Genomic DNA, 23103 nt, shown 5'->3' on the forward strand with positions numbered 1-23103 from the left:
ATGACTCACCTTTGTGGTGAGGGAATTTATCCCCTCACCACAGGTTTACCTCAGCTTTCACATGTGCGGCGAGCCATGAAGCGCTCGCGCAGGACGTCGTAACCCCAGTGATAGACATAGGTGTACGGCAGGAAGAACAGCAGCACGCCAATGTCGAGCAACAACGCCTGCCACAGGCTGACCGACAGCCACCAGGCTATCAGCGGCACGCCCATCACGATCAGTCCACCTTCGAACAGCAACGCATGCACCAGCCGCACCCAGGCGTTGTGCGCCAGATTCATCCGCGCCAATGCACGGTCGAAGAAACGGTTGAACACCACGTTCCACGCCAGCGCCAACAGCGCGATCAACACGGTCACCGCACCCATGTCGAGCAACGGCTTTTGCATGATCCAGGCGAGCAGCGGTGTGCAGATGAGGATGGCAAGAAACTCGAAACCAACCGCCTGGAAAACACGTTCGGTGATGGACTTGTGGGCAGTCATGGCCTGACTCCTTGTTTGACGATGGTTGCCATGATCCAACTGAATACCGATACTTCATAATCAATAACCATCGATCAGGGCGATAGCTCATGGCTTCGCAGGAAGTGCTGTTGGCATTTGTCCAGGCAGCGACGCAGGGCTCATTTTCCGCAGCAGCGCGCAAACTGGGGCGCAGTCAGTCGACCATCAGCGCGGCGGTCGCCAGTCTGGAGATTGATCTGGATTTGCAGCTGTTCGACCGCAGCAGCCGCAAGCCCACGCTCACCCCCGCCGGCCACGTCATGCTGCAGAAAGCCGAGGCGATTCTGGCCGCCACCAGTCGCTTGGAGATGAGCGCGCGGCAATTGGCCCAAGGTGTGGAACCGAAACTGACCGTGGCGATTTCCGACACTTATCAGTCGTATCGTTTCGAGGCGGCGCTGGTGGATTTCGAGCAGCGTTATCCGGAGCTTGAGCTGGAATGCCTGATTGCCGAATGCGAAGACCTGATCGAACTGGTCCAGCGCGGCCGGGCGCATCTGGCCTTCGCGGAAATGCAGGACAACTACCCGCCGGATCTTGTGACCTCCACTGTGGCCGAGCGCACGGAGATAGCCCTGTTCGTCAGCCGCGAGCATCCATTGGCGAAACTGGAGCATGTCGATCAGCAGATCCTCGAGCAACATCGCGAATTGCGGCTGGCGACCATCGTCAATCCCTACGACAGTCGCGGCAAAGGCCGGGTGTGGTCGGCGCCGAGTTACCTGATGCTGCTGGAAATGGCGGAAAAAGGCTTTGGCTGGGCACCGTTGCCGAGGTGGCTGGTGCAGCGTTATGCCAATGATTTGCTGATAGAGCTCGACGTGCGCGGCTGGCCGAAACCGGTGTTTGTCGATGCGTTGTGGTCGCGCTTGTATCCGCCGGGGCCGGCGGGGAGCTGGTTGCTCAGCAAGATGCTCGAATAAGCGGTGCTGCCATTCGCGAGCAGGCTCGCTCCCACACTTGAAATGCGCTCACCTGTGGGAGCGAGCCTTCCAAAAGTGAAATGCAATCACCTGTGGGAGCGAGCCTGCTCGCGAAAGGGCCAGCCGCACCGACGCAGCTTCCAGATCAACCCAGGTCCCTCAGTCGCCCCTCGATAAACCGCCGCTCCGGCTCCTGCCGCGTCAACTCCAGCGCCCGCTGATACGCTGCCCGCGCCTGCTCCACCCGGCCCAACTGCCGGCAAAACTCCGCCCGCGCCGAATGCGCCAAGTGGTAATCCTGCAACTCGCCCCGCGCCAGAATCCCTTCAACCAACAACAACCCGGCCAACGCTCCATCCCGCTTGGCCACCGCCACCGCCCGGTTCAGCTCGATCACCGGCGACGGCACCGCGCGCAGCAACACGTCATACAGACCGACAATCTGCTGCCAGTCCGTTTCCGCCGCTGACGGCGCTTCCGCATGCACCGCTGCAATCGCCGCTTGCAGGCAATATGGCCCGAAGCGTCGCGTACTCAGCGCGCGCTCGACCAGCGCGCAGCCTTCAGCCATCAACCGGGCATCCCACAACGAGCGATCCTGATCGTCGAGCAACACCAGTTCACCGCTCGGCGAAGTGCGCGCCGGTCGACGTGATTCGTGCAGCAGCATCAGCGCCAGCAGACCCATGACTTCCGGCTCCGGCAGCAACTCCATCAACAAGCGCCCCAGCCGAATCGCTTCGCGAGTCAGATCCTCGCGGGTCAGCTCAGTGCCGACCGAGGCCGAATAGCCTTCGTTGAACACCAGATAAATCACCCGCAACACGCTGTCGAGGCGCTCGGGCAATTCGCTCAGCGTGGGTACTTGATAAGGGATCTTCGCGTCGCGGATCTTGGCTTTCGCGCGGACGATGCGCTGGGCAATCGCCGCCGGCGCCGAGAGAAAAGCACGGGCGATTTCCTCGGTGGTGAGGTCGCAGACTTCACGCAAGGTCAGCGGCACTTGCGCATCTGCCGCCAGGGCCGGGTGGCAGCAGGTGAAGATCAGCCGCAAGCGATCGTCTTCCACGTCTTCGCCACTCCAGTCAGCCTGTTCCAGCTCATCGAGCTGTGCCAGCAGCAACGGTTGCGACGCCTTGAACCGCGCGCGTCGGCGCAGCACATCGATGGCTTTGAAGCGTCCGGTCGAGACCAGCCAGGTGCGCGGGTTGTCCGGCACGCCGTCGCGCTGCCAGCGCTCGACCGCGACGAAGAACGCCTCGTGCAAGGCTTCTTCGGCGAGGTCGAAATCACCAAGCAGGCGGATCAGCGTCGCCAGAATCCGCCGCGAATCCTCGCGGTAGACCTGCTCGACCCGCGCCCTGACGTCAGACATTCAACTGCCGCACCGGACGTACCTCAACGCTGCCGACCCGCGCTGCCGGAATATTGCCGGCGACCTGGATCGCTTCGTTGAGATCCTTGGCATCGATCAGGTAGAAACCGGCCAGTTGCTCCTTGGTTTCAGCGAAAGGCCCATCGGTGATCGACACCTTGCCGTTACGCATGCGTACCGTGGTGGCGGTCTCTACCGACTCCAGCGCTTCGGCGGCGATCATCCGCCCGCTGCCCTGAATCGACTCGGCGTAGGCCCAGCATTCGGCGTCCTCCGGGCTGTCAGGCGAGGTGTGCAGCAGGCGTTCATCGCTGTAGACCAGGCATAGGTATTTCATGGCGATCTCCTGAATCGAACGGATCAACTATGGCTGAAGATCAGGGCTGCACATCGAACAGCGTCGCGCCGCTCATCGGATCGAACGGTGCCGACCAGTGCTCGTGGACAATCTTCCACGCCCCGCCGATTTGCCGGTAACAGGCGGTGACACGCATCCAGCAGCTCTGGGTTTCGCCCTTGTCGTTGGTGCCGCCGCAATTGGCCACCCAGTGGGCGAAAGCGATGTTGTCGGCGCTTTCGATGGCGATTTCGTGAAACTCGAAGATGTGCGGGCCGGGGCACATTTCCATGCACTCGACCCAGTGCGCGCGGTAGGCCGCTTTGCCTTTGAATTGCAGCGCCTTGATCGCATCGAACGAGACGATGTCGTCGGCGTACAGGGCCATGACTTTCTCGACGTCCTTGGCCATTACCGCTTCGCGATAGGTGTTGATCAGAGTCTGGATATCAGTCTGTGCGCTCATGGTGTTCTCCGTGGTTTTTGTTGTGAAGACACCCCTAGTCGTTTGCCCAATGCGCGGATCGACAGGGCAAACAAAAAAATTTCGCCGACGACAATCTCGCTAGAATCCGAGGCTCACTCTTTGTAGGAAAAAGGAAATTCCCGTGTCAGCCCAACTCGTGCCTTACGACAGCCTCAGCCCTTTACAGCGTCAGCAAGTCGAGGCCATTGAAATCCACCCCGAGCAGATCAGATTCTCCGGCGACATCCACGGTGCCTTGCACACCCTGCTGTCGAAGCCCGGCCCCGGCGTAAAGGGTTTTGCCCTGCTGGCGGACGACGTACCGGTGGCGTTTCTGCTGCTCAAGCGCCCGCCGGTATTGCCCGACTGGGCCGACGAACACAGCGCCACGTTGCATGCGCTGCAGGTGGATCGGCGCGCGCAAGGCAAGGGCTACGGCAAGGCTTGCCTGCAAGCGCTGCCCGCTGTCGCCCGCCAGGCCTGGCCGGAGATCAAGGGGCTGGAATTGTCGGTGGACGCTGATAACGAGGCGGCGATTGCGCTGTATGCCAGGCATGGCTACGTCGACAGCGGTGAAGCGTACAAGGGCCGGATTGGGTACGAGCGGCGGATGGGGCTGTTCTTCTGAGTATCCCCTGATCGTTCCCACGCTCCGCGTGGAAACGCCTCTTTGTGACGCTCTGCGTCACGGTTTTCGGACGCGGAGCGTCCCCGGCTGCATTACCACGCGGAGCGTGGGAACGATCAGGCAGTTTCGATAGGTGTTGGCTTCAGAGGGTCAGGATCATCTCGTGCCACGCCATGCCGCCGTGGTCGGACTCGGACGGCTTGATGTAGGCAAAGCCAAATCCGGCGTACAACGCAATGTGTTGCTCTTTGCACATCAGATGAATTGTCGCTTTGTCCATCCCACGCATGCGCTCGATGAATTCGCCGAGCAGGTGCTTGGCCAGGCCCTGCCCTTGGTAATTCGGGTGCACCACCACCGACATGATCACCACGTTCGGCCCTTTCGGGTCGTGGCCGATCAGCTCCTTGAAAGCCTCGTCGGACATCTGCACGTCGAACGCCGCGCCGGAATTGATGAAACCGGCGACCACGCCGTCCACCTCGGCGACGATGAAGCCGTCCGGCCAAGTAGCAATGCGCGTGGCGATCTTCTCGCGGGTGGCGGCTTCGTCGCCTTCGTAGGCGATGGTTTCGATGGCGTAGCAGCGGTCGAGGTCGGCGGCGCTGACGTTGCGGATCACGGTGTTCATGGCAACTCGAGAATCTGTGGAAACAAGGCCCGCCAGCATAAAGCAGAACCACCGGGGCGGACATGCTCCGCCTCGATTAGTACGCCGCTCAGGCCTCGATCGGCAGCCAGATTTCCAGCGTGCCGGTATTGAGCTTCGGGTTGAAATCCTCGCTATAGCGCTCGAATTCCGGGGCATCCGCCGCTTCGTGGCCGGACTGCGGCAGCCAGGTGTTCCAGATGTACTGGAAAGTGGCAGGGAGTTGCGCCAGTGACCCCTTGTGCTCGAACACCGCATATTTCTGCGGCTGGATTTCAACCCAGCGGTACTTTTCCGGCAGGTCGTCGAGCTTGTCGATCTGCACCCCGGCGATGTATTCGAAACCGCCCTCGCCGTCCGCATTGCAGCAAACGCCATAGGTTACTTCATTGACTTGCGCGGGGATTTTTCCCAAGTGCGGGATCAGTTTTTCCCACAACGCGGGAATGTCTTCGGTGGTCTCCTGAGTGAATCGCCCGCCGAAACCGGCAATCAGCAGAAATTGCCCGTGTTCGAAGCGAGGCTCGGCTATCTCGACGCGTTGTTGTTCATCCATGACGCGACTCCTCAGAACGGAATAGTGGATTCGGCTGGGAGTATAGAAAGCCCGACCCGTTTCGCACGTTTACAGCGAGTGCAACTGCTCGACGGCGCCCGAGCCGACAAACTCGTTGTAGCCGGAAACGATCACGTACACCGCGAAATAGCAGAAGATCGCCGCCGATGCCAGATAGGAGTAGCGCAGAAGCTTGTCGCCCAGCAGCTTGCCGCCGTGGCTTGCGGCGAAGCACAGACCGGCCGACCACAGCAGCCCGGCGCAGAGAAAGCCGCCCAAAAACAGCGCCGAACTCAACGGACCACCGCCACCGGATCGCGCAATCAACGTGCCGCCGACCGCAGCAAACCAGAGAATCGCACTCGGCGAAGACATAGCGAGAAAGATGCCGCGAAAGAATTCCTTGCGTTGGGAGTTCTGCCCCACTTCCGCCGTTTCCGCCAGCAGCGCTTCGTGGTGGATCGCCGAATAAATCATCTTCGCCGCGAAGTAGATCAGCAGCGCCGAACCGCCAATCCACAGGACCCAGCGCACGGTTTCGTATTGCAGCAAAACGGTCATACCGGCCAAGGCCAGCACCGCATAAATCAGGTCGCCGACGCAGGTGCCCAGGCCGAGGGCAAAGCCCTGAAAGTAGCCGCGCTGCATGGCCAGGGTGATCATCGCGATGTTGGCTACGCCGATATCCAGGCACAGCGAAAGGCTCAGCAAGAAGCCGCTGGTGAATTCCATTGACCGATTTTCCTTGAAAAAAATGTTTACAAGCGCGCTGGACAGTATGCCATCACTGCCCTTATCTTCCGCCACAGGTCACCGCAGTGACCAGCGTCGCTCGGACGGTTCCGGGCGCTTACGTTATCCGAGGCAACAATGGCCGAACAAGGTTCGCCGCGCCGCTTTGCGCGCATAGATCGACTCCCCCCTTACGTGTTCAACATCACCGCCGAGCTGAAAATGGCCGCTCGCCGCCGTGGTGAAGACATCATCGACCTGAGCATGGGCAATCCCGACGGCGCCACGCCGCCGCACATTGTCGAAAAACTGGTGCAGGTCGCCCAACGTGAGGACACCCACGGTTACTCGACGTCCAAAGGCATTCCACGCCTGCGCCGGGCGATTTCCAACTGGTACAAGCAGCGCTACGAAGTCGATATCGACCCGGAAAGCGAAGCCATCGTCACCATCGGTTCCAAGGAAGGCCTGGCGCATTTGATGCTCGCGACACTGGACCAGGGCGACACCGTGCTGGTGCCGAACCCAAGTTATCCGATTCACATCTACGGTGCGGTTATTGCCGGCGCCCAGGTGCGTTCGGTGCCGTTGGTGCCGGGGGTGGATTTCTTCGATGAACTGGAACGGGCCATTCGCGGCTCGATCCCCAAGCCGAAAATGATGATCCTCGGTTTCCCGTCGAACCCGACCGCGCAGTGCGTGGAGCTGGATTTCTTCGAACGGGTGATCGCCCTCGCCAAGCAGTACGACGTTTTGGTCATCCACGACCTGGCTTATGCCGATATCGTTTACGACGGCTGGAAAGCCCCGTCGATCATGCAAGTGCCGGGGGCCAAGGACATTGCGGTGGAGTTTTTCACCCTGTCCAAGAGCTACAACATGGCCGGCTGGCGCATCGGGTTCATGGTCGGCAACCCGGAACTGGTCAACGCCCTGGCGCGGATCAAGAGCTACCACGACTACGGCACCTTCACCCCGCTGCAAGTGGCGGCGATTGCCGCGCTGGAAGGTGATCAGCAATGCGTGCGCGACATCGCCGAGCAGTATCGCCAGCGTCGCAACGTACTGGTCAAGGGCCTGCATGAGCTGGGCTGGATGGTCGAGAATCCAAAGGCGTCGATGTATGTGTGGGCGAAGATTCCCGAGGCATATGCGCATCTGGGTTCGCTGGAGTTCGCCAAGAAACTCCTGGCCGAGGCCAAGGTCTGCGTCTCGCCGGGGGTTGGCTTTGGTGAGTACGGCGATGATCACGTGCGCTTCGCGCTGATCGAAAACCAGGACCGCATTCGTCAGGCTGTACGCGGGATTCGCGGGATGTTCCGCGCGGATGGCCTGGCCTCGAAATAAGTGGCACATCTCTGATCGTTCCCACGCTCTGCGTGGGAATGCAGCCCGAGACGCTCTGCGTCTCAAAGCGGACGCAGAGCGTCCATTGAGGCATTCCCACGCGGAGCGTGGGAACGATCAAGCAGGAAGTCCACGCCCACAAAAAAACCGCATCACTGCGGTTTTTTTGTGCCTGCAAACTGCCGCTTAAACGAACAGCGACAACAGCAGGATAAAGCCCAGGCCCACCACCGACAGAATGGTTTCCATCGCGGTCCAGGTCTTGAAGGTTTCGGCCACGGTCATGTTGAAGTACTGCTTGACCAGCCAGAAACCGGCGTCGTTGACGTGGGACAGAATCAGCGAACCGGCGCCGGTGGCCAGCACCAGCAGCTCACGGTTGACGCCCGGAATCATGCCGACAACCGGCACCACAATGCCTGCGCCAGTGATGGTCGCCACAGTGGCCGAACCGGTTGCGATACGGATCACCGCCGCTACCAGCCAGGCCAGCAGGATCGGCGAGATCTGCGCGCTGACCGCCATGTGGCCGATCACATCACCCACGCCGCTGGTCACCAGCATCTGCTTGAAGCCACCGCCCGCACCAATGATCAGAATGATCGCGGCGGTTGGCGCCAGACTCGCGTCGAGCCACTTGAGCATCTGGTTGGAACCGATGCCCTGCTTGTAGCCAAAGGTGTACAGCGACAGCAGCAACGCCAGCAGCAATGCGGAGATCGGGTGGCCGATCATGTCCATCCAGATGCGGAAGAAGTTGCCGTCCGGCAGCGCTACGTCAGCGAAGGTTTTCAGCAGCATCAGGAACACCGGCAACAGCACGGTGACCAGAGTGATGCTGAAGCTCGGCAGGTTGGCCGAATCGTTTTCGCGGGCCAGTTGATCGACCAGTTCCTGATTCGGGTGACCCGGGATGTGCTTGGCAATGAAGGTACCGAAGATCGGACCGGCAATGATGGCGGTCGGCAGCGCGACGATCAGACCGTAAAGAATGGTCTTGCCGATGTCAGCGCCGAACACGCCGATGGCCAGCAGCGGGCCCGGGTGCGGCGGTACCAGACCGTGCACCGCAGAGAGGCCGGCGAGCAGCGGGATACCGATCTTGATGATCGATACGCCAGTTCGACGGGCGACGATGAACACCAGCGGAATCAGCAGCACGAAGCCGATTTCGAAGAACAGCGGGATACCCACCAGGAACGCAGCGAACATCATCGCCCACTGCACCTTGTCCTTGCCGAAGGCGCGGATCAGGGTCTGGGCGATCTGATCGGCGCCGCCGGATTCGGCCATCATCTTGCCGAGCATGGTGCCCAGGGCGAGGATGATGCCGACGAAACCGAGCACGCCACCGAAGCCGTCCTGGAACGCCTTGATGATGGTGTTGATCGGCATGCCGGAAGTCAGGCCGAGGAAGGCGGCGGCGATGGTCAGGGCGATAAAAGGGTGAATCTTGAATTTGGTGATCAGGATAATCAGGCCGATTACCGTGACCACTGCATCGAGCAGCAGGAACGTCTCGTGGGACATGCCAAACATGGGGGGTGTCTCCTGGATTGTTGTTGTTATTAAAGCGGGTTGAACAGAAGTCGGGAGGACAGCGCTGTCTTTTTCAACATGCTCATATCGCCTGTTTCAGGCCGTTGGCCTGCCACCAGACGTGAGCCTGCAGGGCCAGCTCTTCAACGCTGTGAATCGAGGCATTGAGCGGCAGGGTCAGCGGCTCGCCCTTGGGCGATTCGAGGGTGGCGAACTGGCTTTCGATCAACGTCGCCGGCATGAAGTGGCCCGGGCGGTGCGATACACGCTCGGCGGCGACTTCCGGAGTCAGTTCAAGAAACACGAAACCCAGGCCCGGCAAGGCGCTGCGCAGGCGTTCGCGATAGCTGTGTTTAAGGGCCGAGCAGGTCAACACCGGGCGTTGGCCTTGGGCATCGACGCGACGCAGTTCATCGCACAGGCTGTCGAGCCAGCCGGCGCGGTCTTCGTCGTTCAGGGGGATCCCCGCGCTCATCTTTTCGATGTTCGCGGCCGGATGAAAAGTATCGCCTTCAATGGCAGTGGCGCCGCTCAATTGGCACAGGGCCTGGCTGACGCACGTCTTGCCGCAACCGGCAACGCCCATGATGACCAGGGCGGTGATGGGATGACTCATATAACACCTCAGCGCGCAGACAGCGCTACCTTTGCTAGCTATGACTCTAGTGCACAGGCAGAAGTTGCCGACGCCTTCTTGTCGTTTTTTTGGGTTGCAGCAGGTTTGTTCCTAACGCCAAAGAGCACTGATCAGGCAGGACCGCGCTCACGCATTTGCAGCTGCATCAGGACAGCGCTACCTTAGTGCCTTGATTTTTGTTTGGCAAGCCGCCCGATGACCTCCCCCAAGAACGATAAAAATACCCGCACCACCGGCCGTCCGACCCTCAACGAAGTAGCCCGCCTGGCCGGCGTCAGCCCGATCACTGCCTCGCGCGCCTTGCGCGGGGTTAGCACGGTGGCCACCGAACTGGTGGAAAAAGTGCAGAAAGCCGCGCTCGAACTCAACTATGTGGTCAACCCCGCCGCCCGCGCACTGGCCTCGGCGCAGAGCCATTCGGTGGTGGTGCTGGTGCCGTCGCTGTCCAACCTGCTGTTCATCGACACGCTGGAAGCCATTCATCGGGTGCTGACGCCCAAGGGCTTCGAAGTGCTGATCGGCAACTTCCACTATTCGCGCGATGAAGAAGAAAACCTGCTGCGCAATTACATGGCCTATCAGCCGCGCGGGTTTCTGCTGACCGGTTTCGATCGCACGGAAAGTTCGCGGCGGATGATCGAGGCCAGCAATATTCCCTGCGTGTACATGATGGAGCTCGACAGTGCTGCCGGAGTCAATTGCGTGGGTTTCTCGCAGTTGAGCGCGGGAGAAACTGCCGCCGAACACCTTCTGTCTCGGGGACGCAAGCGCTTGGCCTACATTGGTGCGCAGCTGGATCAGCGCACCTTGCTGCGCGGTGAGGGTTTCCGCAAAGCATTGCAGAAGGCAGGCCGTTACGACCCGGATCTGGAAGTGCTGACACCGCGTGCTTCGTCGGTGGGCTTGGGCGGCGAGCTGTTCCTGCAATTGCTGGCGGCGCATCCGGACGTCGATGCGATCTTCTTTGGCAACGATGACCTGGCCCAAGGCGCGCTGCTGGAAGCGTTGCGTAACGGCATCAAGATTCCCGAGCAGGTGGCGATCCTCGGTTTCAATGATTTGCCGATGTCCGAACACATGGTGCCGCGCCTGAGCAGCATCAACACCCCGCGCGAGGCGATCGGCCGGCGCGCGGCGGAGCAGATGCTGACGTTGATGGCGGGCAACAAAGTGGCGCGGCCGATGGAGGATATGGGGTTTGAGCTGAAGGTGCGCGAGAGTACCTGACCCTTCACAAATGCTGAGTTGCAACACAACCCTTGTGGGAGCGAGCCTGCTCGCGAAAGCGGCGGGTCAGTCAGCATTGATGCAGCTGACACGACGCCTTCGCGAGCAGGCTCGCTCCCACAGGGGTTCTCTACCAAATTCAATGGCTGAGCAGGTCAACCAGAGCCTGCGCGCCCTTCTGCAAGGGCTGGCTCTTGAGCCACACCGCGTGCACCGGCAGCACCAGGCCATTTTCGATGTTGCGAAAATTCAGCCGTTTCAAGCGTCCCGCGTCCAGCCACGGCTGTACCACCGACAGCGGGAAATTACCCCAGCCCAATCCCGCTTCGACCATCTCCATTGCCGTCTCAAGATTGTCCGTACGCCAGTAAGACTCAGCCACCAACGGCCGCGTTTCGCTGATCGGCAAGTCACGGCTGGCGACGATGATCTGCCGCACCTGCACCAGATCTTCCAGATACACATCCCGTCCCTGCAACAACGGACTGTCCGCCGCCAGCGTGGCGATCATGCGTTCGCTGCCGACAAACTGAAACCGCTCCAGCGCATTCACGCTCAAACCGGCGAACGCCAGACACACGCTGACCCGGCCACTGTGCAACATCGCCAGCACATCATCCTGTGGCGCAGTCAGCACTTCGATATCGAGCAACGGATGCCGCTCGGCAATCACCTTGATCGCTGCCAGCAAGCGCCGCCGATCGATGTCCGCGACCACGCCGATCGACAACCTGCTTTCCAGCCCCAGCGACAGCTCCACCGCGTGCACCTGCAACTGCTTGAGCTGCTCGGCGATCAGTCGCGCGTGCGGCACCAACGACTGCGCCATCGCCGTGGGTTGCGGCTCGCGGTGGCTGCGGTCGAACAACGGGTAACCGAGTTCCGCTTCAAGATTGGCAATGCCCATGCTCACAGCCGACGGCACCTTGCCCAACTGCCGTGCGGCAGCGGAAAACGAGCCGCGCTCAATCACCGCGAGAAATAATTCGATGCTGTCGCTGTTGAAATTCAAACGCCTCACCTATCAATAAAACTGAAAGCTACCGACTTTTTCTGTCAGGTCTATTGAAGCTATCTTTGCTCGCCTTCGCCAGCCCCGCTGGCCAACATTCGGCAAGAAAGAGGCAAATCTGCATGCAAGGCGTGAAACGCAAACTGGTCTACGTGTCGCTCTACGAAGTGATCGGCATGACCTTCTCGGCCCTTGGTTTGGCATTGCTGTCGGGCACATCTCCGGGCAGCACCGGGCCGCTGGCGGTGATCATCACCAGCATCGCCGTGACCTGGAACTTCATTTACACCTCGTTGTTCGAGCGCTGGGAAAGTCGCCAGGTCTCGCGCACCCGTACGGTCAAACGGCGCATCGCCCACGCCGTCGGCTTTCAACTGACGCTGATCGTGTTTCTGATTCCGTTGATCGCGTGGTGGATGAACATCAGTCTGGTGCAGGCGTTCCTGCTGGATCTGGCACTGATCATTTTCATCCCGTGCTACACATTCGTGTTCAACTGGCTGTTTGACCGGATCTTCGGTTTGCCGAACTCGGCGCTACCGGATTCTGCCGCTGCGGCATAAATCGTCAAATCGTAAGCAGATATTGCAAGAAATCAGCGGTTTGACCGGGTAAACCGCTGATAATCACAATCCGCCAACACCGATAGCAGGCTAAGCTTTTCCATCAATAAAAAATGGATCAGCTTATGACTGCTCACGCTTCCGCCACCGCGCACAGTGACGGCATCGACCCGGTACGCGCCGCCGAGATTTCCGCCCGCATCGACCGTCTGCCCGCCGTCGCCACCATCTGGCGTCTGGTGGCGCTGCTGTCGATCGGTGGATTTTTCGAACTCTACGATCTGTTCCAGACCGCCTACATCAGTCCCGGGCTGATTCGCGACGGCTTGTTCGCCACGGGCAAGCAAGGCGTGTTCGGTTTCTCCGATCAGGCGGCGTTTGCCTCGGCGACGTTCCTCGGCCTGTTCCTCGGCGCCAGCCTGCTCAGTCCGTTGGCGGATCGTTTCGGTCGCCGGGCAATCTTCACCTTCGCGCTGATCTGGTACACGGTGGCGACAGTGCTGATGGGGATTCAGACCTCAGCGCTGGGCATCATCGGCATGCGTTTTCTGGTCGGCATCGGCTTGGGTATCGAATTGGTGACGATCGATGCCTACCTCTCGGAACTGGTCCCTAAACGCATGCGCAGCTCGGCGTTCGCCTTTGCGTTTTTCGTGCAGTTCCTCTCGGTGCCAGCGGTGGCCTTGATGTCGTGGTGGCTGGTGCCGCAAGCGCCGTTCGGGGTGTCCGGCTGGCGTTGGGTGGTGCTGGCCAGCGCGGTGTTTGCGCTGTTTATCTGGTGGCTGCGCAAGCGTCTGCCGGAATCGCCGCGCTGGCTGGCGCAACACGGTCGGTTCGATGAGGCCAACCGGATCCTCGACCATCTCGAAGCGCGCTGCGCCAAGGATTCCGGCAAAGCGCTGGATGCGCCGGAACCGGTGTCAGTCGATGTCGAAGGCAAGGGCCGTTTCGCCGATATATGGCAGCCGCCCTACCGCCGCCGCGCATTGATGTTGATCGTTTTTCATATCTTTCAGGCGATCGGTTTCTTCGGTTTCGGCAACTGGTTGCCGGCGCTGCTTTCGGGGCAAGGCGTGAGCGTCACCCACAGTCTGATGTACGCCTTCATCATCACCCTCGCCTACCCGCTCGGGCCGTTGCTGTTCGTGAAGTTCGCCAACCGCTTCGAAAACAAATGGCAGATCGTCGGGTCGGCCCTCGGCGCGATGACCTTCGGCACCCTGTTCGCCCTGCAGAGCAGCGCGTTCGGGCTGATTTTCTGCGGCGTAATGATCACCTTCTGCAACGCCTGGCTGAGCTTCAGTTATCACTCCTATCAAAGCGAACTGTTCCCGACCAACATCCGCGCCCGCGCGGTCGGGTTCTGCTATTCGTTCAGTCGCTTGTCGACGGTGTTCAGCAGTCTGCTGATCGGCATGTTCCTGGATAATTTCGGCACGCCGGGGGTACTGGCGTTTATCGTCAGCAGCATGCTGATCGTGATGCTGACCATCGGCTGGTTCGGCCCGCGTACGCGTAATCTGGCACTGGAAAATATTGCCCATCGTTGACGGCCAACACAGGACTCACCTGTGGGAGCGAGTCTGCTCGCGAAGGCGTCGTGTCAGTGGCTATGGGCTTGACTGACACAACGCTTTCGCGAGCAGGCTCGCTCCCACATTGGTGATTGGTGATGTTGAAACAGCTCAGTTCAATTGCAGGGTTTCATTGAACTGACTGATCGCATCCACCACATGCCGCGAGCCTTGCTGAATCTCGAGGATCACCTCGCCCGCCTCGTTCGCCAGCTCCACGCCCAACCCGGTTCGGCTCAGGCTCGACTGCATGCTCGACACTGCGCTCAGCGACAGGTCGTGGTTCTTGCGCACCACGTCGACAATTTCCAGAGTGGCTTGACTGGTCCGCGCGGCGAGGCTGCGTACCTCATCGGCGACAACCGCGAAACCGCGTCCATGCTCACCGGCGCGCGCCGCTTCGATCGCGGCATTGAGTGCCAGCAGGTTGGTCTGATCGGCAATGCCGCGAATGGTCTGGACGATGGTGCCGATGATGTCCGACTGTTTGCTGACCGCATCGATGCTCACCGCCGCTTCGTTCAGATCGCGGGAAATGTCCTGAATGATCTGCACGGTCTGCTGCACCACCTGTGAGCCTTTCTGCGCGCAGGCGTCGTTTTGCACCGAGGTACTGTGGGCCGATTCCGCAGCGTTTTGCAGGGTGGTCATCTGCCGGGTGATGTCGCTGGCGAACTTGACCACTTTGTACAAGCGGCCCTTGGCGTCGAACAGCGGGTTATACGAAGCCTCGAGATAAACCATCTGCCCGGACTTGTTCTTGCGTTCGAAACGGTGCGAGTGATATTCGCCGCGATTGAGCGAAGCCCAGAACGCCTTGTACTGCGCAGATTCGGCTTCGGCACGGTGACAGAACAGGCTGTGGTGCTGGCCGACAATTTCAGGGTGCGCGTACTGCATGGTTTGCAGGAAGTTGTCGTTGGCGCGGATGACATTGCCTTCGGGGGTGAACTCGATCACCGCCATGGAACGGCCGATCGCCGCGAGCATGGCTTCTTCTTCATGTTCTTTGTTGATGCGTGCGGTGATGTCCGCCGCAACCTTGATCACACTTCTGACCTGTTTGTCTGGCCCGAACACCGGCATGTAACTGGCTTCGAGCCAGATCTCGCGGCCGCTCTTGTTCAGGCGCAGAAAAGTGCCGCTGAGCGGTTCACCACGAGCCAGGTCGCGCCACAACTTCGCGTAGTCCTCGCTGCGATAAAAGCTTTCTTCACAGAAAATCCGATGGTGTTTGCCGCGCACTTCTTCGGCGCTGTAGCCCATGGTCTTGCAGAAGTTCTCGTTGGCGTCGAGAACGATGCCGTCCGGAGTGAACTCGATCATCGCCATCGAGCGGCTGATCGCTTCGATTTTCGCATTGGCCTCGGTCAGCGCACAGCTGAAACGCTCGATTTCCCGCAGGTCAGCCTTGTGATGTAGGTTGAACATGGTTGTATCACCTTCCGCGCGTTCTTTTGATTTGATGAAAGTTCAGGTCTTTCAAGATCCACCACTACGTTCCACAGAACAGGCACACGCCTTCCTCCACAGGAGGAAGTTGTCAGGTAATAAATGATGATCAATCGGAGGGTCCCTGCAGCGACGCTCTGATCAAGACATCCTTTTCTTGATAGCCCGCACTCGGGCCAGCCCTAACGTGAAGAACTTCCATGTTGGTGACGCTCCTTGTTGGTTCAGTGTCGGTGCCTCTATTTGCGCACTCTGGCAGCATGAATCACGGACCAACCCTGTACCGCCGGCCGGTTGGCATGACGGTCGACATGGTTAGTTACCTGCAAAGCATAGCCATCCCGACGCCGGGCGCAAGGCCACTAGTCGGCCAGTATCTGGCATTTTTTGCACAAGAAACGGTTCAGCGCGGGGAAACAGTGTGGTGAAAACGGACGTTTTCGCCAGCGAGGCGGGAGCCCGTGAACCGGGCTTCCGCATGGTTTGATCAGTGGCCGAAAATATCGACCTTCTTGGCTTTCTTCTCCGCGCGTTTTTCAATCGCGGTCTTGACCGGCTTCTTCTTCGCGGCTTTCTTTGAATCCATACCTTTGGACATGATCGGTACTCCACTCACAGGGGTGTGAGTTCAGGTATACACCTATCCCGAAGCGCGCGTTCTTTTATAATCGGCGCTTTTCGCACAACAGCCGACCTCATGCCCGACATCCACTACAGCCAGCTCGACGAATCGTTGTGGCCGCTGATGAACAAGTTCTACCGCAGCCACCAGTCGTCGATGAAAGCCGTGCGCGAGGCGCAACTGTGGGTTGCAAGGCGCGGCGAGATCGTTGCGGCGCTGTGCCTGCGGCCAGTCTCGGGCGGACACTGGCTGACGGGGTTGTTTGTCGATCCGCAGTGTCGGGAACAAGGTGTCGCTGCGCAGTTGATCGCAGCGGCGGTTGCCCAGGTGGACGAGCCGGTGTGGTTGTTCTGCCATCCGGATCTGCGCGGGTTTTATGAGCGGCGTGGGTTCAGCTTCGATCCGCCGCTGCCGCAGGCGATGGCCGAGCGGTTGAGCCGGTACGCGCGGAGCAAGCCGATGATTGCGATGGGGCTCAATCCCGCAGATTTACGCTGAAACCCTGTGGGAGCGAGCCTGCTCGCGAATGCGGTGTCAGCGCCGAATTGGGTTCTGATACTCCGCGTCCGTGAGCAGGCTCGCTCCCACAGGGGTTGATGGTGTTCTGACAATCAGTCGTCAGCGTTCGGATCAAGGTCCGGGAACAGCACTTCGGTAAAGCCGAATTTGCTGAAATCGGTAATCCGCGACGGATACAGCCGACCGATCAGGTGATCGCATTCATGCTGCACCACTCGCGCATGAAACCCCGAGGCCACTCGCACAATCGGCTCGCCCTTCGGATCAAAGCCTTCGTAGCGAATCTGCTGATAACGCTCCACCGCGCCGCGCAGGCCTGGCACCGACAGACAACCTTCGAAGCCCTCTTCCATCAACGGATTCAACGGTGTGATCAGCGGATTGATCAGGATCGTCTGCGGCACTGCTTCAGCGTCCGGATAACGCTCGCTGTGTTCGAAGCCGAAGATCACCAGTTGCAGGTCGACGCCGATCTGCGGCGCCGCCAGGCCAACGCCGCCGACGCTTTCCATGGTCTGGAACATGTCATCGATCAATTGCCAGAGCTCGGCGCTGTTGAACATTTCCGGCGGAACCGGCGCGGCGATGCGCAGCAGGCGTTCGTCGCCCATTTTGAGAATTTCACGAATCATGGTCGCGCTTCATCAGTGTCCGGCTTGAGCGAATGATCGCGGCCCAGGCCCGAGACGTGTTGTTTGGGGGATTCGTCAGGCTCGCCAGGGGCTTTTTCGCCCTTTTCCTTGCCTTCGGCGGACATGTGCTCAATCACCGCGTTCATCTCCGCGCCGAGCAACAGGACTGCGGAGGAAATGTAGAAATACAGCAAGAGCACGATGATCGCCCCGATGCTGCCATACATCGCGTTGTAGTTGGCGAAGGTTTTCACGTAGAAGGCAAACCCCAACGAGGCAAGGATCCACACCACCACGGCCAGCACCGAGCCTGGGGTGATGAAACGGAATTCCTGTTTGACGTCGGGCATCACGTAATAGATCAGCGCCACCGCGACCATCATCAGAATCACGATCACCGGCCAGCGGGCGATCGTCCACACTGTGACGATGAAGTATTCCAGGCCCACTTGTGCGGCAATCCAGCCCATCACCTGCGGGCCGAGCACCATCAGCGCGGCGGCGATCAGCAGCATCCCGGCGATGCCTACGGTGTAGACGATCGACAAAGGGAAACGCTTCCAGATCGGCCGGCCTTCGACCACGTCGTAAGCGGCGTTCATCGCGCTCATCATCAGGCGTACGCCGGCCGATGCGGTGTACAGGGCAATCACGATACCGATGGACAGCAGGCCACCTTTGGATTGCTGCAACTGGTCGATCACCGGGTTGACCTGCTCCAGTGCCTGCGGCGGCAGCACCAGTTCGGATTGCAGACGCAGCCAGGAAAAGAAGTCCGGCAGGTGCAGGAAACCAATCAAGGCAATCAGGAAAAGAATGAACGGAAACAGCGAGAACAGCATCTGGTAGGCCAGTGCCGAGGCGTAGGTCGACATTTCGTCATCGACGAACTCAGTGACCGTGCGCACCATCACCCGGTGCAGGGGCAGACCTTTCATGTCCGGAAATATCATTCGCGTCTCCTTGCGCCGCAAAAGGTTGAAGTCGTGGCGACTCAGGGGCCGTTTTTTACCTCAAGGTAGCCTAGTTGACGAGCCTCTGGCGGATGACCGCAGGGTTCTGATACAAAAACGGCCATCCTTGGATGGCCGCTCGTGTGATTCGTTCAAGGCTCGCTTACGCCTTGTCGACGCCTTTTTTCACCGCGTCCTTGGCGTTGCCGACCGCTTGCTGGGCTTCGCCCTTTTTCTCTTGAACCTTGCCTTCGGCGCGCATCTTGTCGTTGTCAGTAGCTTTGCCGACGCCTTGCTTGATATTGCCGACGGCTTCGTTGGCCATGCCTTTTACTTTATCGCCTGTGCTACTCATGGTGTTTCTCCGTGAAGCATAAAGGGAAGAAAAGTCATTACGTAACGATTGACCGGTGCGCTTTGCGCCGAGTTTCATTTATTTTGCCGGCATTTCGTCGTGGCATGCAGGTTGCGCTTTATGTTTGCCGGCGTTGCCCCGAGAATGCTCAGCCTACGGGCGCTGAGCCCGGCACACCGATTCGCAGGAATGTCATGAAGCTCAATAAAACCCAGGCCATCGCCCGTCGCAACCAGGAACTGGGCGGCGCCGTGCTCGGCACCAACAACTGCCACTTCGCCGAACTGAACCGTAACCGCAATATCTGGTGGTTCGACCTGCCGGTGTCGCGCTTGGCCATCGGTCAGTACGAGTGGATTCACTTGCTGCTGCACACCCCGGCCACCGATGAGTTGCTGCACCTGAAAGTGCCCACGGTGTTCCTGCGCGAAAAGCTCGAAGGCCTGGTGATTCGCAACGAAGGCAAACGCAAGGCGGCGCTGAGCCTGGAATTGAGTGCGGACAAGGATTCGTACCTGCAGGACATGCGACCGGCCGGGACCAACGTTAACTTTGCACCGTTTCGTCAGTAGGATTTGCACTTGATCGTTCCCACGCTCTGCGTGGGAATGCATCTCGGGACGCTCTGCGTCCCTGCAGTGCTGGACGCGGAGCGTCCGGGGCGGCATTCCCACGCAGAGCGTGGGAACGATCAGTTCACCAACAAAAAGCCCCGCATCTGCGGGGCTTTTTATTTACGCGGCAGACTTGGCCTTGATCTTCTTCAGCTCTTCATCCCGCAACTCGCGGCGCAGGATCTTGCCGACGTTGGTGGTCGGCAGTGCGTCGCGGAATTCCACCGAACGCGGCACCTTGTAGCCGGTGACGTTGGCGCGCATGTGGTCCATGACCTGCTCTTTGGTCAGGGTCACGCCCGGTTTGGCAACGATGAAAATCTTGATCGCCTCACCCGATTTCTCGTCCGGCACACCGATCGCCGCGCACTGCAACACGCCGGGCAAAGTCGCCAGCACGTCTTCCAGTTCGTTCGGATAGACGTTGAAGCCAGACACCAGAATCATGTCTTTCTTGCGATCGACGATGCGCATGTAGCCGTCCGGCTGGATCAGCGCGATGTCACCGGTTTTCAGCCAGCCGTCGCTGTCGAGCATTTCATCGGTGGCTTCCTGACGCTGCCAGTAACCCTTCATCACTTGCGGGCCTTTGACGCACAGCTCACCGATCTCGCCCAGCGGCTGTTCGACACCGGCATCGTCGATGACTTTGCACAGGGTCGACGGCACCGGAATGCCGATGGTGCCGATCTGGATGTGCTGGATCGGGTTGACCGTGGCCACCGGGCTGGTTTCGGTCATGCCGTAGCCTTCGCAGATGGCGCAACCGGTCACGGCTTTCCAGCGCTCGGCTGCGGCCAGTTGCAGGGCCATGCCGCCGGACAGGGTGACTTTCAGCGCGGAGAAATCCAGTTTGCGGAAACCTTCGTTGTTGCACAGCGCCACGAAGAGCGTGTTCAGACCGACGAAACCGCTGAACTTCCACTTCGACAGTTCCTTGACCATCGCCGGCAGGTCGCGCGGGTTGCTGATCAGGATGTTGTGGTTGCCGATCAGCATCATCGCCATGCAGTGAAAGGTGAATGCGTAGATGTGATACAGCGGCAGCGGCGTGATCAGGATCTCGCAGCCTTCGTTGAGGTTGGAGCCCATCAGCGCCTTGCATTGCAGCATGTTGGCGACCAGGTTGCGGTGCGTGAGCATCGCGCCCTTGGCCACGCCGGTGGTGCCGCCGGTGTATTGCAGCACTGCGACATCGCCGCTGTCCGGGTTGGCTTCGGCCACTGGCTGGCCGTGGCCCTTGCTCAGGACGTCGTTGAATTTGATGGCTTTGGGCAAGTGATAGGCCGGGACCATTTTCTTCACGTACTTGATGACGCTGTTGATCAGCAGGCGCTTGATCGGCGGCAGCAGGTCGGCGACTTCGGTGACGATGACGTGCTTGACACCGGTTTTCGGCACCACGGCTTCGGCCAGGTGCGCCATGTTCGCCAGGCACACCAGGGCTTTGGCGCCGGAGTCGTTGAATTGGTGTTCCATTTCCCGCGCGGTGTACAGCGGGTTGGTGTTAACCACGATCAGCCCGGCGCGAATGGCACCGAAGACCGCGACCGGGTACTGCAGGACGTTGGGCAGTTGCACGGCGATTCGATCGCCGGGCTGCAAGTCGGTATGCTGTTGCAGATACGCGGCAAAGGCACCGGACAGCTCGTACAGCTCACCGTAGGTGATTGTCTTGCCGAGGTTGCTGAAAGCCGGTTTGTTGGCGAAGCGTTGGCAGGATTGCTTCAACACTGCCTGAATGTTCGGATACTCGTCTGGATTGATCTCGGCTGCGATTCCAGCCGGGTACTTATCCTTCCAAAAGTCTTCGATCATGGAAGCCCACTCCTCAGCAACGCGAATTCTTCACCGCATTTGATGCGATTATTATTGGTGTGTGTTTTGTATTGGTGAATCCGGCGTTTTACAGGCCGAGAAGTCACAAAGCGCGCCGAGAGTAGCAGCTTTGCCAAGGGTCGACCAGAGCCAAAAGAGGCCCCTACAGTCATATTGATGACTCAAGACTTGCCAACGGTCATTTTAGAGCAAAAATCCTATAACTACCTAGAACCCCCGAATTCAGCGGGCACAAAAGATTCGCGAGCAGGCTCGCTCCCACAGAAAGCATCGATACCTGTGGGAGCGAGCCTGCTCGCGAATGTCACAAGCGCTGCGGTTCAGGCCTAGGCGATATCCCGCAACTCGCGCCGCAGAATTTTCCCTACAGGCGTCATCGGCAACGACTCACGCAACACGATGTGCTTCGGCACCTTGTAGGCCGTGAAATTCTCTTTGCAGTAAGCCTTCAGCTCTTCCAGGCTGACCCCGCTCTCCCGCGCCACCACAAACAGCTTCACCGCCTCTCCCGAACGCTCGTCCGGCACGCCGATGACCGCGCAGTTGGCGACTTTCGGGTGGGCCATGACTACGTCTTCGATTTCGTTGGGGTACACGTTGAAGCCGGAGACAATGATCATGTCCTTCTTGCGATCGACGATGCGCACAAAACCGTCCGGGTCGATCACGGCGATGTCGCCGGACTTGAACCAGCCTTCGGCATCGAGCACTTCGGCGGTGGCTTCGGGTTTGTTCCAGTAGCCCTTCATGATCTGCGGGCCTTTGATGCACAGCTCGCCGCGCTCGCCCAGCGGCTGTTCGACGCCGTCATCGTTGATGATTTTCACCAGCGTGCCCGGCACCGGCAGGCCGACAGTGCCCAGCCGCGACTGATCGCCGTACGGGTTGGTGCACGCCACTGGCGAGGTTTCGGTCAGGCCGTAGCCTTCGGTGATGCGGCAACCGGTCATCTGCTCCCAGCGCTCGGCGGTGGCCTTGACCAGCGCAGTGCCGCCGGAGTTGGTCAGCTTGAGGCTGGAGAAATCCAGGGTTTTGAAATCGGGATGGTCCATCAGCGCAACGAACAAGGTGTTCAAACCCAGCAGCGCCGAGAAGCGCCAGTTTTTCAGTTCCTTGATGAAGCCGGCGATGTCGCGCGGATTGGAGATCAGCACGTTGTGGTTGCCCGAGACCATCATGCACATGCAATTCGCGGTGAAGGCATAGATGTGGTACAGCGGCAGCGGCGCGATCATCACTTCCTGGCCCTCGCGCAACAGCGGCTGACCGTCCGGGCCGAGCTGAGCCAGACAGGCGCGCACCTGCTGCATGTTCGCCACCAGATTGCCGTGGGTGAGCATCGCGCCCTTGGCCAGGCCGGTGGTGCCGCCGGTGTATTGCAGCACGGCGATGTCATCGAGGCCGACGCTCAGCGGTTTGATGCCCAGGCCGCGGCCCATGCGCAGCGCGCTTTTGAACGAGGTCGCTTGCGGCAGCGAATACTCGGGCACCAGTTTCTTCACTTTGCTGACCACTGTATTGACCAGCCAGCCTTTGGCGGTGGGCATCAGGTCGCCCATCTTCGCTTCGATCAAATATTGGATGTCGGTGTCGGGCAGCACTTCCTGGACTTTTTGCCCGAACAGATTCAGGTAGACCAGCGCACGTGCGCCGGAATCCTTGAACTGGTGGCGCATTTCCCGTGGCGTGTACAGCGGGTTGGTGTTGACCACGATCAGCCCGGCGCGCAGCGCGCCGAACACGGCAATCGGATAATGCAGGACGTTGGGCATCTGCACCGCAATGCGATCCCCCGGCACCAGATCGGTATGGGCCTGCAGGTAACCGGCGAACGCCGCGCTCTGGCGTTCGAGTTCGGCGTAGGTCAGGGTGATGCCCATGCTGCTGAACGCCGGGCGGTCAGCGAACTTCTTGCAGGAACGCTCAAACACTTCGATGACCGACTTGAACTCGCCCATGTCGATGTCCAGCGGTACGCCGGCCGGGCGTTTGTCATTCCAGAAATCAGGTTGCATTGTTCTTGTCCTCTTTACCTGAGCCGAT

At 59.7% G+C, this 23103-nt stretch carries 24 protein-coding genes and 1 pseudogene; 8 read left to right on the top strand and 17 right to left on the bottom strand.

Annotated elements, in window-relative coordinates; all coding sequences use genetic code 11:
• Window positions 1-50 precede the first annotated feature (50 nt).
• Window positions 51-488: a multidrug/biocide efflux PACE transporter gene (locus BXA01_RS08975; RefSeq protein WP_076563900.1), complete on the bottom strand. Its 438-nt coding sequence runs from the start codon at window positions 486-488 to the stop codon at window positions 51-53.
• Window positions 489-577: 89 nt separating this feature from the next.
• On the opposite strand from BXA01_RS08975, the gene BXA01_RS08980 reads away from it, so the two are divergent.
• Window positions 578-1432 carry a LysR family transcriptional regulator gene (locus BXA01_RS08980; RefSeq protein WP_076563901.1) on the top strand — a complete coding sequence of 285 codons (855 nt, stop codon included), beginning with the start codon at window positions 578-580 and terminating at the stop codon, window positions 1430-1432.
• Window positions 1433-1577: 145 nt separating this feature from the next.
• On the opposite strand, the gene BXA01_RS08985 is transcribed toward BXA01_RS08980, so the two are convergent.
• Genes BXA01_RS08985 through BXA01_RS08995 form a run of 3 tightly spaced genes read right to left on the bottom strand, consistent with a single transcriptional unit; the run spans window position 1578 to window position 3610 of the window.
• The gene (locus tag BXA01_RS08985) at window positions 1578-2807 is read right to left on the bottom strand and encodes an RNA polymerase sigma factor (protein WP_076563902.1); all 1230 of its coding nucleotides are present in this window, start codon (window positions 2805-2807) and stop codon (window positions 1578-1580) included.
• Entirely contained in the window at window positions 2800-3144 is a 345-nt protein-coding gene (locus BXA01_RS08990) for a YciI family protein (protein WP_039758054.1), read from the bottom strand. The genes BXA01_RS08985 and BXA01_RS08990 overlap by 8 nt, the downstream gene beginning before the upstream one ends.
• Window positions 3145-3184: 40 nt before the next feature.
• The gene (locus tag BXA01_RS08995; protein ID WP_076563903.1) at window positions 3185-3610 is read right to left on the bottom strand and encodes a YybH family protein; all 426 of its coding nucleotides are present in this window, start codon (window positions 3608-3610) and stop codon (window positions 3185-3187) included.
• Window positions 3611-3752: 142 nt separating this feature from the next.
• On the opposite strand from BXA01_RS08995, the gene BXA01_RS09000 reads away from it, so the two are divergent.
• Complete coding sequence (locus tag BXA01_RS09000; protein ID WP_076563904.1) at window positions 3753-4238, top strand: GNAT family N-acetyltransferase; 486 nt, start codon at window positions 3753-3755, stop codon at window positions 4236-4238.
• Window positions 4239-4380: 142 nt separating this feature from the next.
• On the opposite strand, the gene BXA01_RS09005 is transcribed toward BXA01_RS09000, so the two are convergent.
• The 3 genes from BXA01_RS09005 to BXA01_RS09015 form a co-directional block, all read right to left on the bottom strand.
• On the bottom strand, window positions 4381-4869 hold the full coding sequence (locus BXA01_RS09005) for a GNAT family N-acetyltransferase (protein ID WP_076563905.1): 489 nt from the start codon (window positions 4867-4869) through the stop codon (window positions 4381-4383).
• Between the two features lie 88 nt (window positions 4870-4957).
• The gene (locus BXA01_RS09010) at window positions 4958-5443 is read right to left on the bottom strand and encodes a GyrI-like domain-containing protein (protein ID WP_076563906.1); all 486 of its coding nucleotides are present in this window, start codon (window positions 5441-5443) and stop codon (window positions 4958-4960) included.
• A gap of 69 nt (window positions 5444-5512) precedes the next feature.
• On the bottom strand, window positions 5513-6175 hold the full coding sequence (locus tag BXA01_RS09015) for a LysE family translocator (protein ID WP_076563907.1): 663 nt from the start codon (window positions 6173-6175) through the stop codon (window positions 5513-5515).
• Between the two features lie 138 nt (window positions 6176-6313).
• Here BXA01_RS09015 and alaC point away from each other — a divergent pair, with 138 nt between their 5' ends.
• Window positions 6314-7522: an alanine transaminase gene (gene alaC / locus BXA01_RS09020; RefSeq protein ID WP_076563908.1), complete on the top strand. Its 1209-nt coding sequence runs from the start codon at window positions 6314-6316 to the stop codon at window positions 7520-7522.
• A gap of 186 nt (window positions 7523-7708) precedes the next feature.
• On the opposite strand, the gene BXA01_RS09025 is transcribed toward alaC, so the two are convergent.
• The gene (locus BXA01_RS09025; protein WP_016773551.1) at window positions 7709-9061 is read right to left on the bottom strand and encodes a GntP family permease; all 1353 of its coding nucleotides are present in this window, start codon (window positions 9059-9061) and stop codon (window positions 7709-7711) included.
• An 82-nt stretch (window positions 9062-9143) separates the two neighbouring features.
• Complete coding sequence (locus BXA01_RS09030) at window positions 9144-9677, bottom strand: gluconokinase (protein WP_071173330.1); 534 nt, start codon at window positions 9675-9677, stop codon at window positions 9144-9146.
• 216 nt (window positions 9678-9893) lie between these two features.
• Here BXA01_RS09030 and BXA01_RS09035 point away from each other — a divergent pair, with 216 nt between their 5' ends.
• A complete protein-coding gene (locus BXA01_RS09035) occupies window positions 9894-10925 on the top strand; it encodes a LacI family DNA-binding transcriptional regulator (protein WP_056787988.1) in 1032 nt (343 codons plus the stop codon).
• A 139-nt stretch (window positions 10926-11064) separates the two neighbouring features.
• On the opposite strand, the gene BXA01_RS09040 is transcribed toward BXA01_RS09035, so the two are convergent.
• A complete protein-coding gene (locus BXA01_RS09040; protein WP_076563909.1) occupies window positions 11065-11937 on the bottom strand; it encodes a LysR family transcriptional regulator in 873 nt (290 codons plus the stop codon).
• A gap of 122 nt (window positions 11938-12059) precedes the next feature.
• Here BXA01_RS09040 and BXA01_RS09045 point away from each other — a divergent pair, with 122 nt between their 5' ends.
• The gene (locus BXA01_RS09045; protein WP_076563910.1) at window positions 12060-12500 is read left to right on the top strand and encodes a PACE efflux transporter; all 441 of its coding nucleotides are present in this window, start codon (window positions 12060-12062) and stop codon (window positions 12498-12500) included.
• 125 nt (window positions 12501-12625) lie between these two features.
• Entirely contained in the window at window positions 12626-14050 is a 1425-nt protein-coding gene (locus tag BXA01_RS09050; RefSeq protein ID WP_076563911.1) for an MFS transporter, read from the top strand.
• Between the two features lie 135 nt (window positions 14051-14185).
• On the opposite strand, the gene BXA01_RS27650 is transcribed toward BXA01_RS09050, so the two are convergent.
• Entirely contained in the window at window positions 14186-14725 is a 540-nt protein-coding gene (locus BXA01_RS27650) for a methyl-accepting chemotaxis protein (RefSeq protein WP_223259141.1), read from the bottom strand.
• A 54-nt stretch (window positions 14726-14779) separates the two neighbouring features.
• Window positions 14780-15505, bottom strand: a pseudogene (locus BXA01_RS27655) (PAS domain-containing protein); the annotation flags it as partial.
• Between the two features lie 718 nt (window positions 15506-16223).
• Between BXA01_RS27655 and BXA01_RS09065 the strand changes: the two are divergent.
• The gene (locus tag BXA01_RS09065; RefSeq protein ID WP_076563913.1) at window positions 16224-16646 is read left to right on the top strand and encodes a GNAT family N-acetyltransferase; all 423 of its coding nucleotides are present in this window, start codon (window positions 16224-16226) and stop codon (window positions 16644-16646) included.
• A gap of 113 nt (window positions 16647-16759) precedes the next feature.
• On the opposite strand, the gene def is transcribed toward BXA01_RS09065, so the two are convergent.
• The 3 genes from def to BXA01_RS09080 all read right to left on the bottom strand — a co-directional run bounded on the left by def (window position 16760) and on the right by BXA01_RS09080 (window position 18607).
• Window positions 16760-17299 carry a peptide deformylase gene (def, locus tag BXA01_RS09070; RefSeq protein WP_076563914.1) on the bottom strand — a complete coding sequence of 180 codons (540 nt, stop codon included), beginning with the start codon at window positions 17297-17299 and terminating at the stop codon, window positions 16760-16762.
• On the bottom strand, window positions 17296-18252 hold the full coding sequence (locus BXA01_RS09075; RefSeq protein ID WP_041479188.1) for a YihY/virulence factor BrkB family protein: 957 nt from the start codon (window positions 18250-18252) through the stop codon (window positions 17296-17298). Before BXA01_RS09075 ends, def begins: the two co-directional genes overlap by 4 nt.
• 163 nt (window positions 18253-18415) lie before the next feature.
• On the bottom strand, window positions 18416-18607 hold the full coding sequence (locus BXA01_RS09080; RefSeq protein WP_016775518.1) for a CsbD family protein: 192 nt from the start codon (window positions 18605-18607) through the stop codon (window positions 18416-18418).
• Between the two features lie 194 nt (window positions 18608-18801).
• Between BXA01_RS09080 and BXA01_RS09085 the strand changes: the two genes are divergently transcribed.
• Entirely contained in the window at window positions 18802-19179 is a 378-nt protein-coding gene (locus BXA01_RS09085; RefSeq protein ID WP_016775519.1) for a hypothetical protein, read from the top strand.
• A gap of 162 nt (window positions 19180-19341) precedes the next feature.
• Here BXA01_RS09085 and fadD1 read toward each other — a convergent pair whose 3' ends face one another.
• Window positions 19342-21039 (bottom strand): long-chain-fatty-acid--CoA ligase FadD1, encoded by a 1698-nt coding sequence (fadD1, locus tag BXA01_RS09090; protein ID WP_024014053.1) that lies wholly within the window; start codon window positions 21037-21039, stop codon window positions 19342-19344.
• A gap of 347 nt (window positions 21040-21386) precedes the next feature.
• A complete protein-coding gene (gene fadD2 / locus BXA01_RS09095) occupies window positions 21387-23075 on the bottom strand; it encodes a long-chain-fatty-acid--CoA ligase FadD2 (RefSeq protein ID WP_041479185.1) in 1689 nt (562 codons plus the stop codon).
• Window positions 23076-23103 lie beyond the last annotated feature (28 nt).

Origin of the sequence: Pseudomonas sp. B10 (assembly GCF_900156235.1) — a bacterium.
Taxonomy (GTDB): Bacteria; Pseudomonadota; Gammaproteobacteria; order Pseudomonadales; family Pseudomonadaceae; genus Aquipseudomonas; species Aquipseudomonas siliginis.

Bases quoted from the DNA above. Each gene is read 5' to 3' on its own strand.
- BXA01_RS08975 (WP_076563900.1), bottom strand. From the start codon at position 488: ATGACTGCCCACAAGTCCATCACCGAACGTGTTTTCCAGGCGGTTGGT.
- BXA01_RS08980 (WP_076563901.1), top strand. From the start codon at position 578: ATGGCTTCGCAGGAAGTGCTGTTGGCATTTGTCCAGGCAGCGACGCAG.
- BXA01_RS08985 (WP_076563902.1), bottom strand. From the start codon at position 2,807: ATGTCTGACGTCAGGGCGCGGGTCGAGCAGGTCTACCGCGAGGATTCG.
- BXA01_RS08990 (WP_039758054.1), bottom strand. From the start codon at position 3,144: ATGAAATACCTATGCCTGGTCTACAGCGATGAACGCCTGCTGCACACC.
- BXA01_RS08995 (WP_076563903.1), bottom strand. From the start codon at position 3,610: ATGAGCGCACAGACTGATATCCAGACTCTGATCAACACCTATCGCGAA.
- BXA01_RS09005 (WP_076563905.1), bottom strand. From the start codon at position 4,869: ATGAACACCGTGATCCGCAACGTCAGCGCCGCCGACCTCGACCGCTGC.
- BXA01_RS09010 (WP_076563906.1), bottom strand. From the start codon at position 5,443: ATGGATGAACAACAACGCGTCGAGATAGCCGAGCCTCGCTTCGAACAC.
- BXA01_RS09015 (WP_076563907.1), bottom strand. From the start codon at position 6,175: ATGGAATTCACCAGCGGCTTCTTGCTGAGCCTTTCGCTGTGCCTGGAT.
- alaC (WP_076563908.1), top strand. From the start codon at position 6,314: ATGGCCGAACAAGGTTCGCCGCGCCGCTTTGCGCGCATAGATCGACTC.
- BXA01_RS09025 (WP_016773551.1), bottom strand. From the start codon at position 9,061: ATGTTTGGCATGTCCCACGAGACGTTCCTGCTGCTCGATGCAGTGGTC.
- BXA01_RS09030 (WP_071173330.1), bottom strand. From the start codon at position 9,677: ATGAGTCATCCCATCACCGCCCTGGTCATCATGGGCGTTGCCGGTTGC.
- BXA01_RS09035 (WP_056787988.1), top strand. From the start codon at position 9,894: ATGACCTCCCCCAAGAACGATAAAAATACCCGCACCACCGGCCGTCCG.
- BXA01_RS09045 (WP_076563910.1), top strand. From the start codon at position 12,060: ATGCAAGGCGTGAAACGCAAACTGGTCTACGTGTCGCTCTACGAAGTG.
- BXA01_RS09050 (WP_076563911.1), top strand. From the start codon at position 12,626: ATGACTGCTCACGCTTCCGCCACCGCGCACAGTGACGGCATCGACCCG.
- BXA01_RS27650 (WP_223259141.1), bottom strand. From the start codon at position 14,725: ATGACCACCCTGCAAAACGCTGCGGAATCGGCCCACAGTACCTCGGTG.
- BXA01_RS09065 (WP_076563913.1), top strand. From the start codon at position 16,224: ATGCCCGACATCCACTACAGCCAGCTCGACGAATCGTTGTGGCCGCTG.
- def (WP_076563914.1), bottom strand. From the start codon at position 17,299: ATGATTCGTGAAATTCTCAAAATGGGCGACGAACGCCTGCTGCGCATC.
- BXA01_RS09075 (WP_041479188.1), bottom strand. From the start codon at position 18,252: ATGATATTTCCGGACATGAAAGGTCTGCCCCTGCACCGGGTGATGGTG.
- BXA01_RS09080 (WP_016775518.1), bottom strand. From the start codon at position 18,607: ATGAGTAGCACAGGCGATAAAGTAAAAGGCATGGCCAACGAAGCCGTC.
- BXA01_RS09085 (WP_016775519.1), top strand. From the start codon at position 18,802: ATGAAGCTCAATAAAACCCAGGCCATCGCCCGTCGCAACCAGGAACTG.
- fadD1 (WP_024014053.1), bottom strand. From the start codon at position 21,039: ATGATCGAAGACTTTTGGAAGGATAAGTACCCGGCTGGAATCGCAGCC.
- fadD2 (WP_041479185.1), bottom strand. From the start codon at position 23,075: ATGCAACCTGATTTCTGGAATGACAAACGCCCGGCCGGCGTACCGCTG.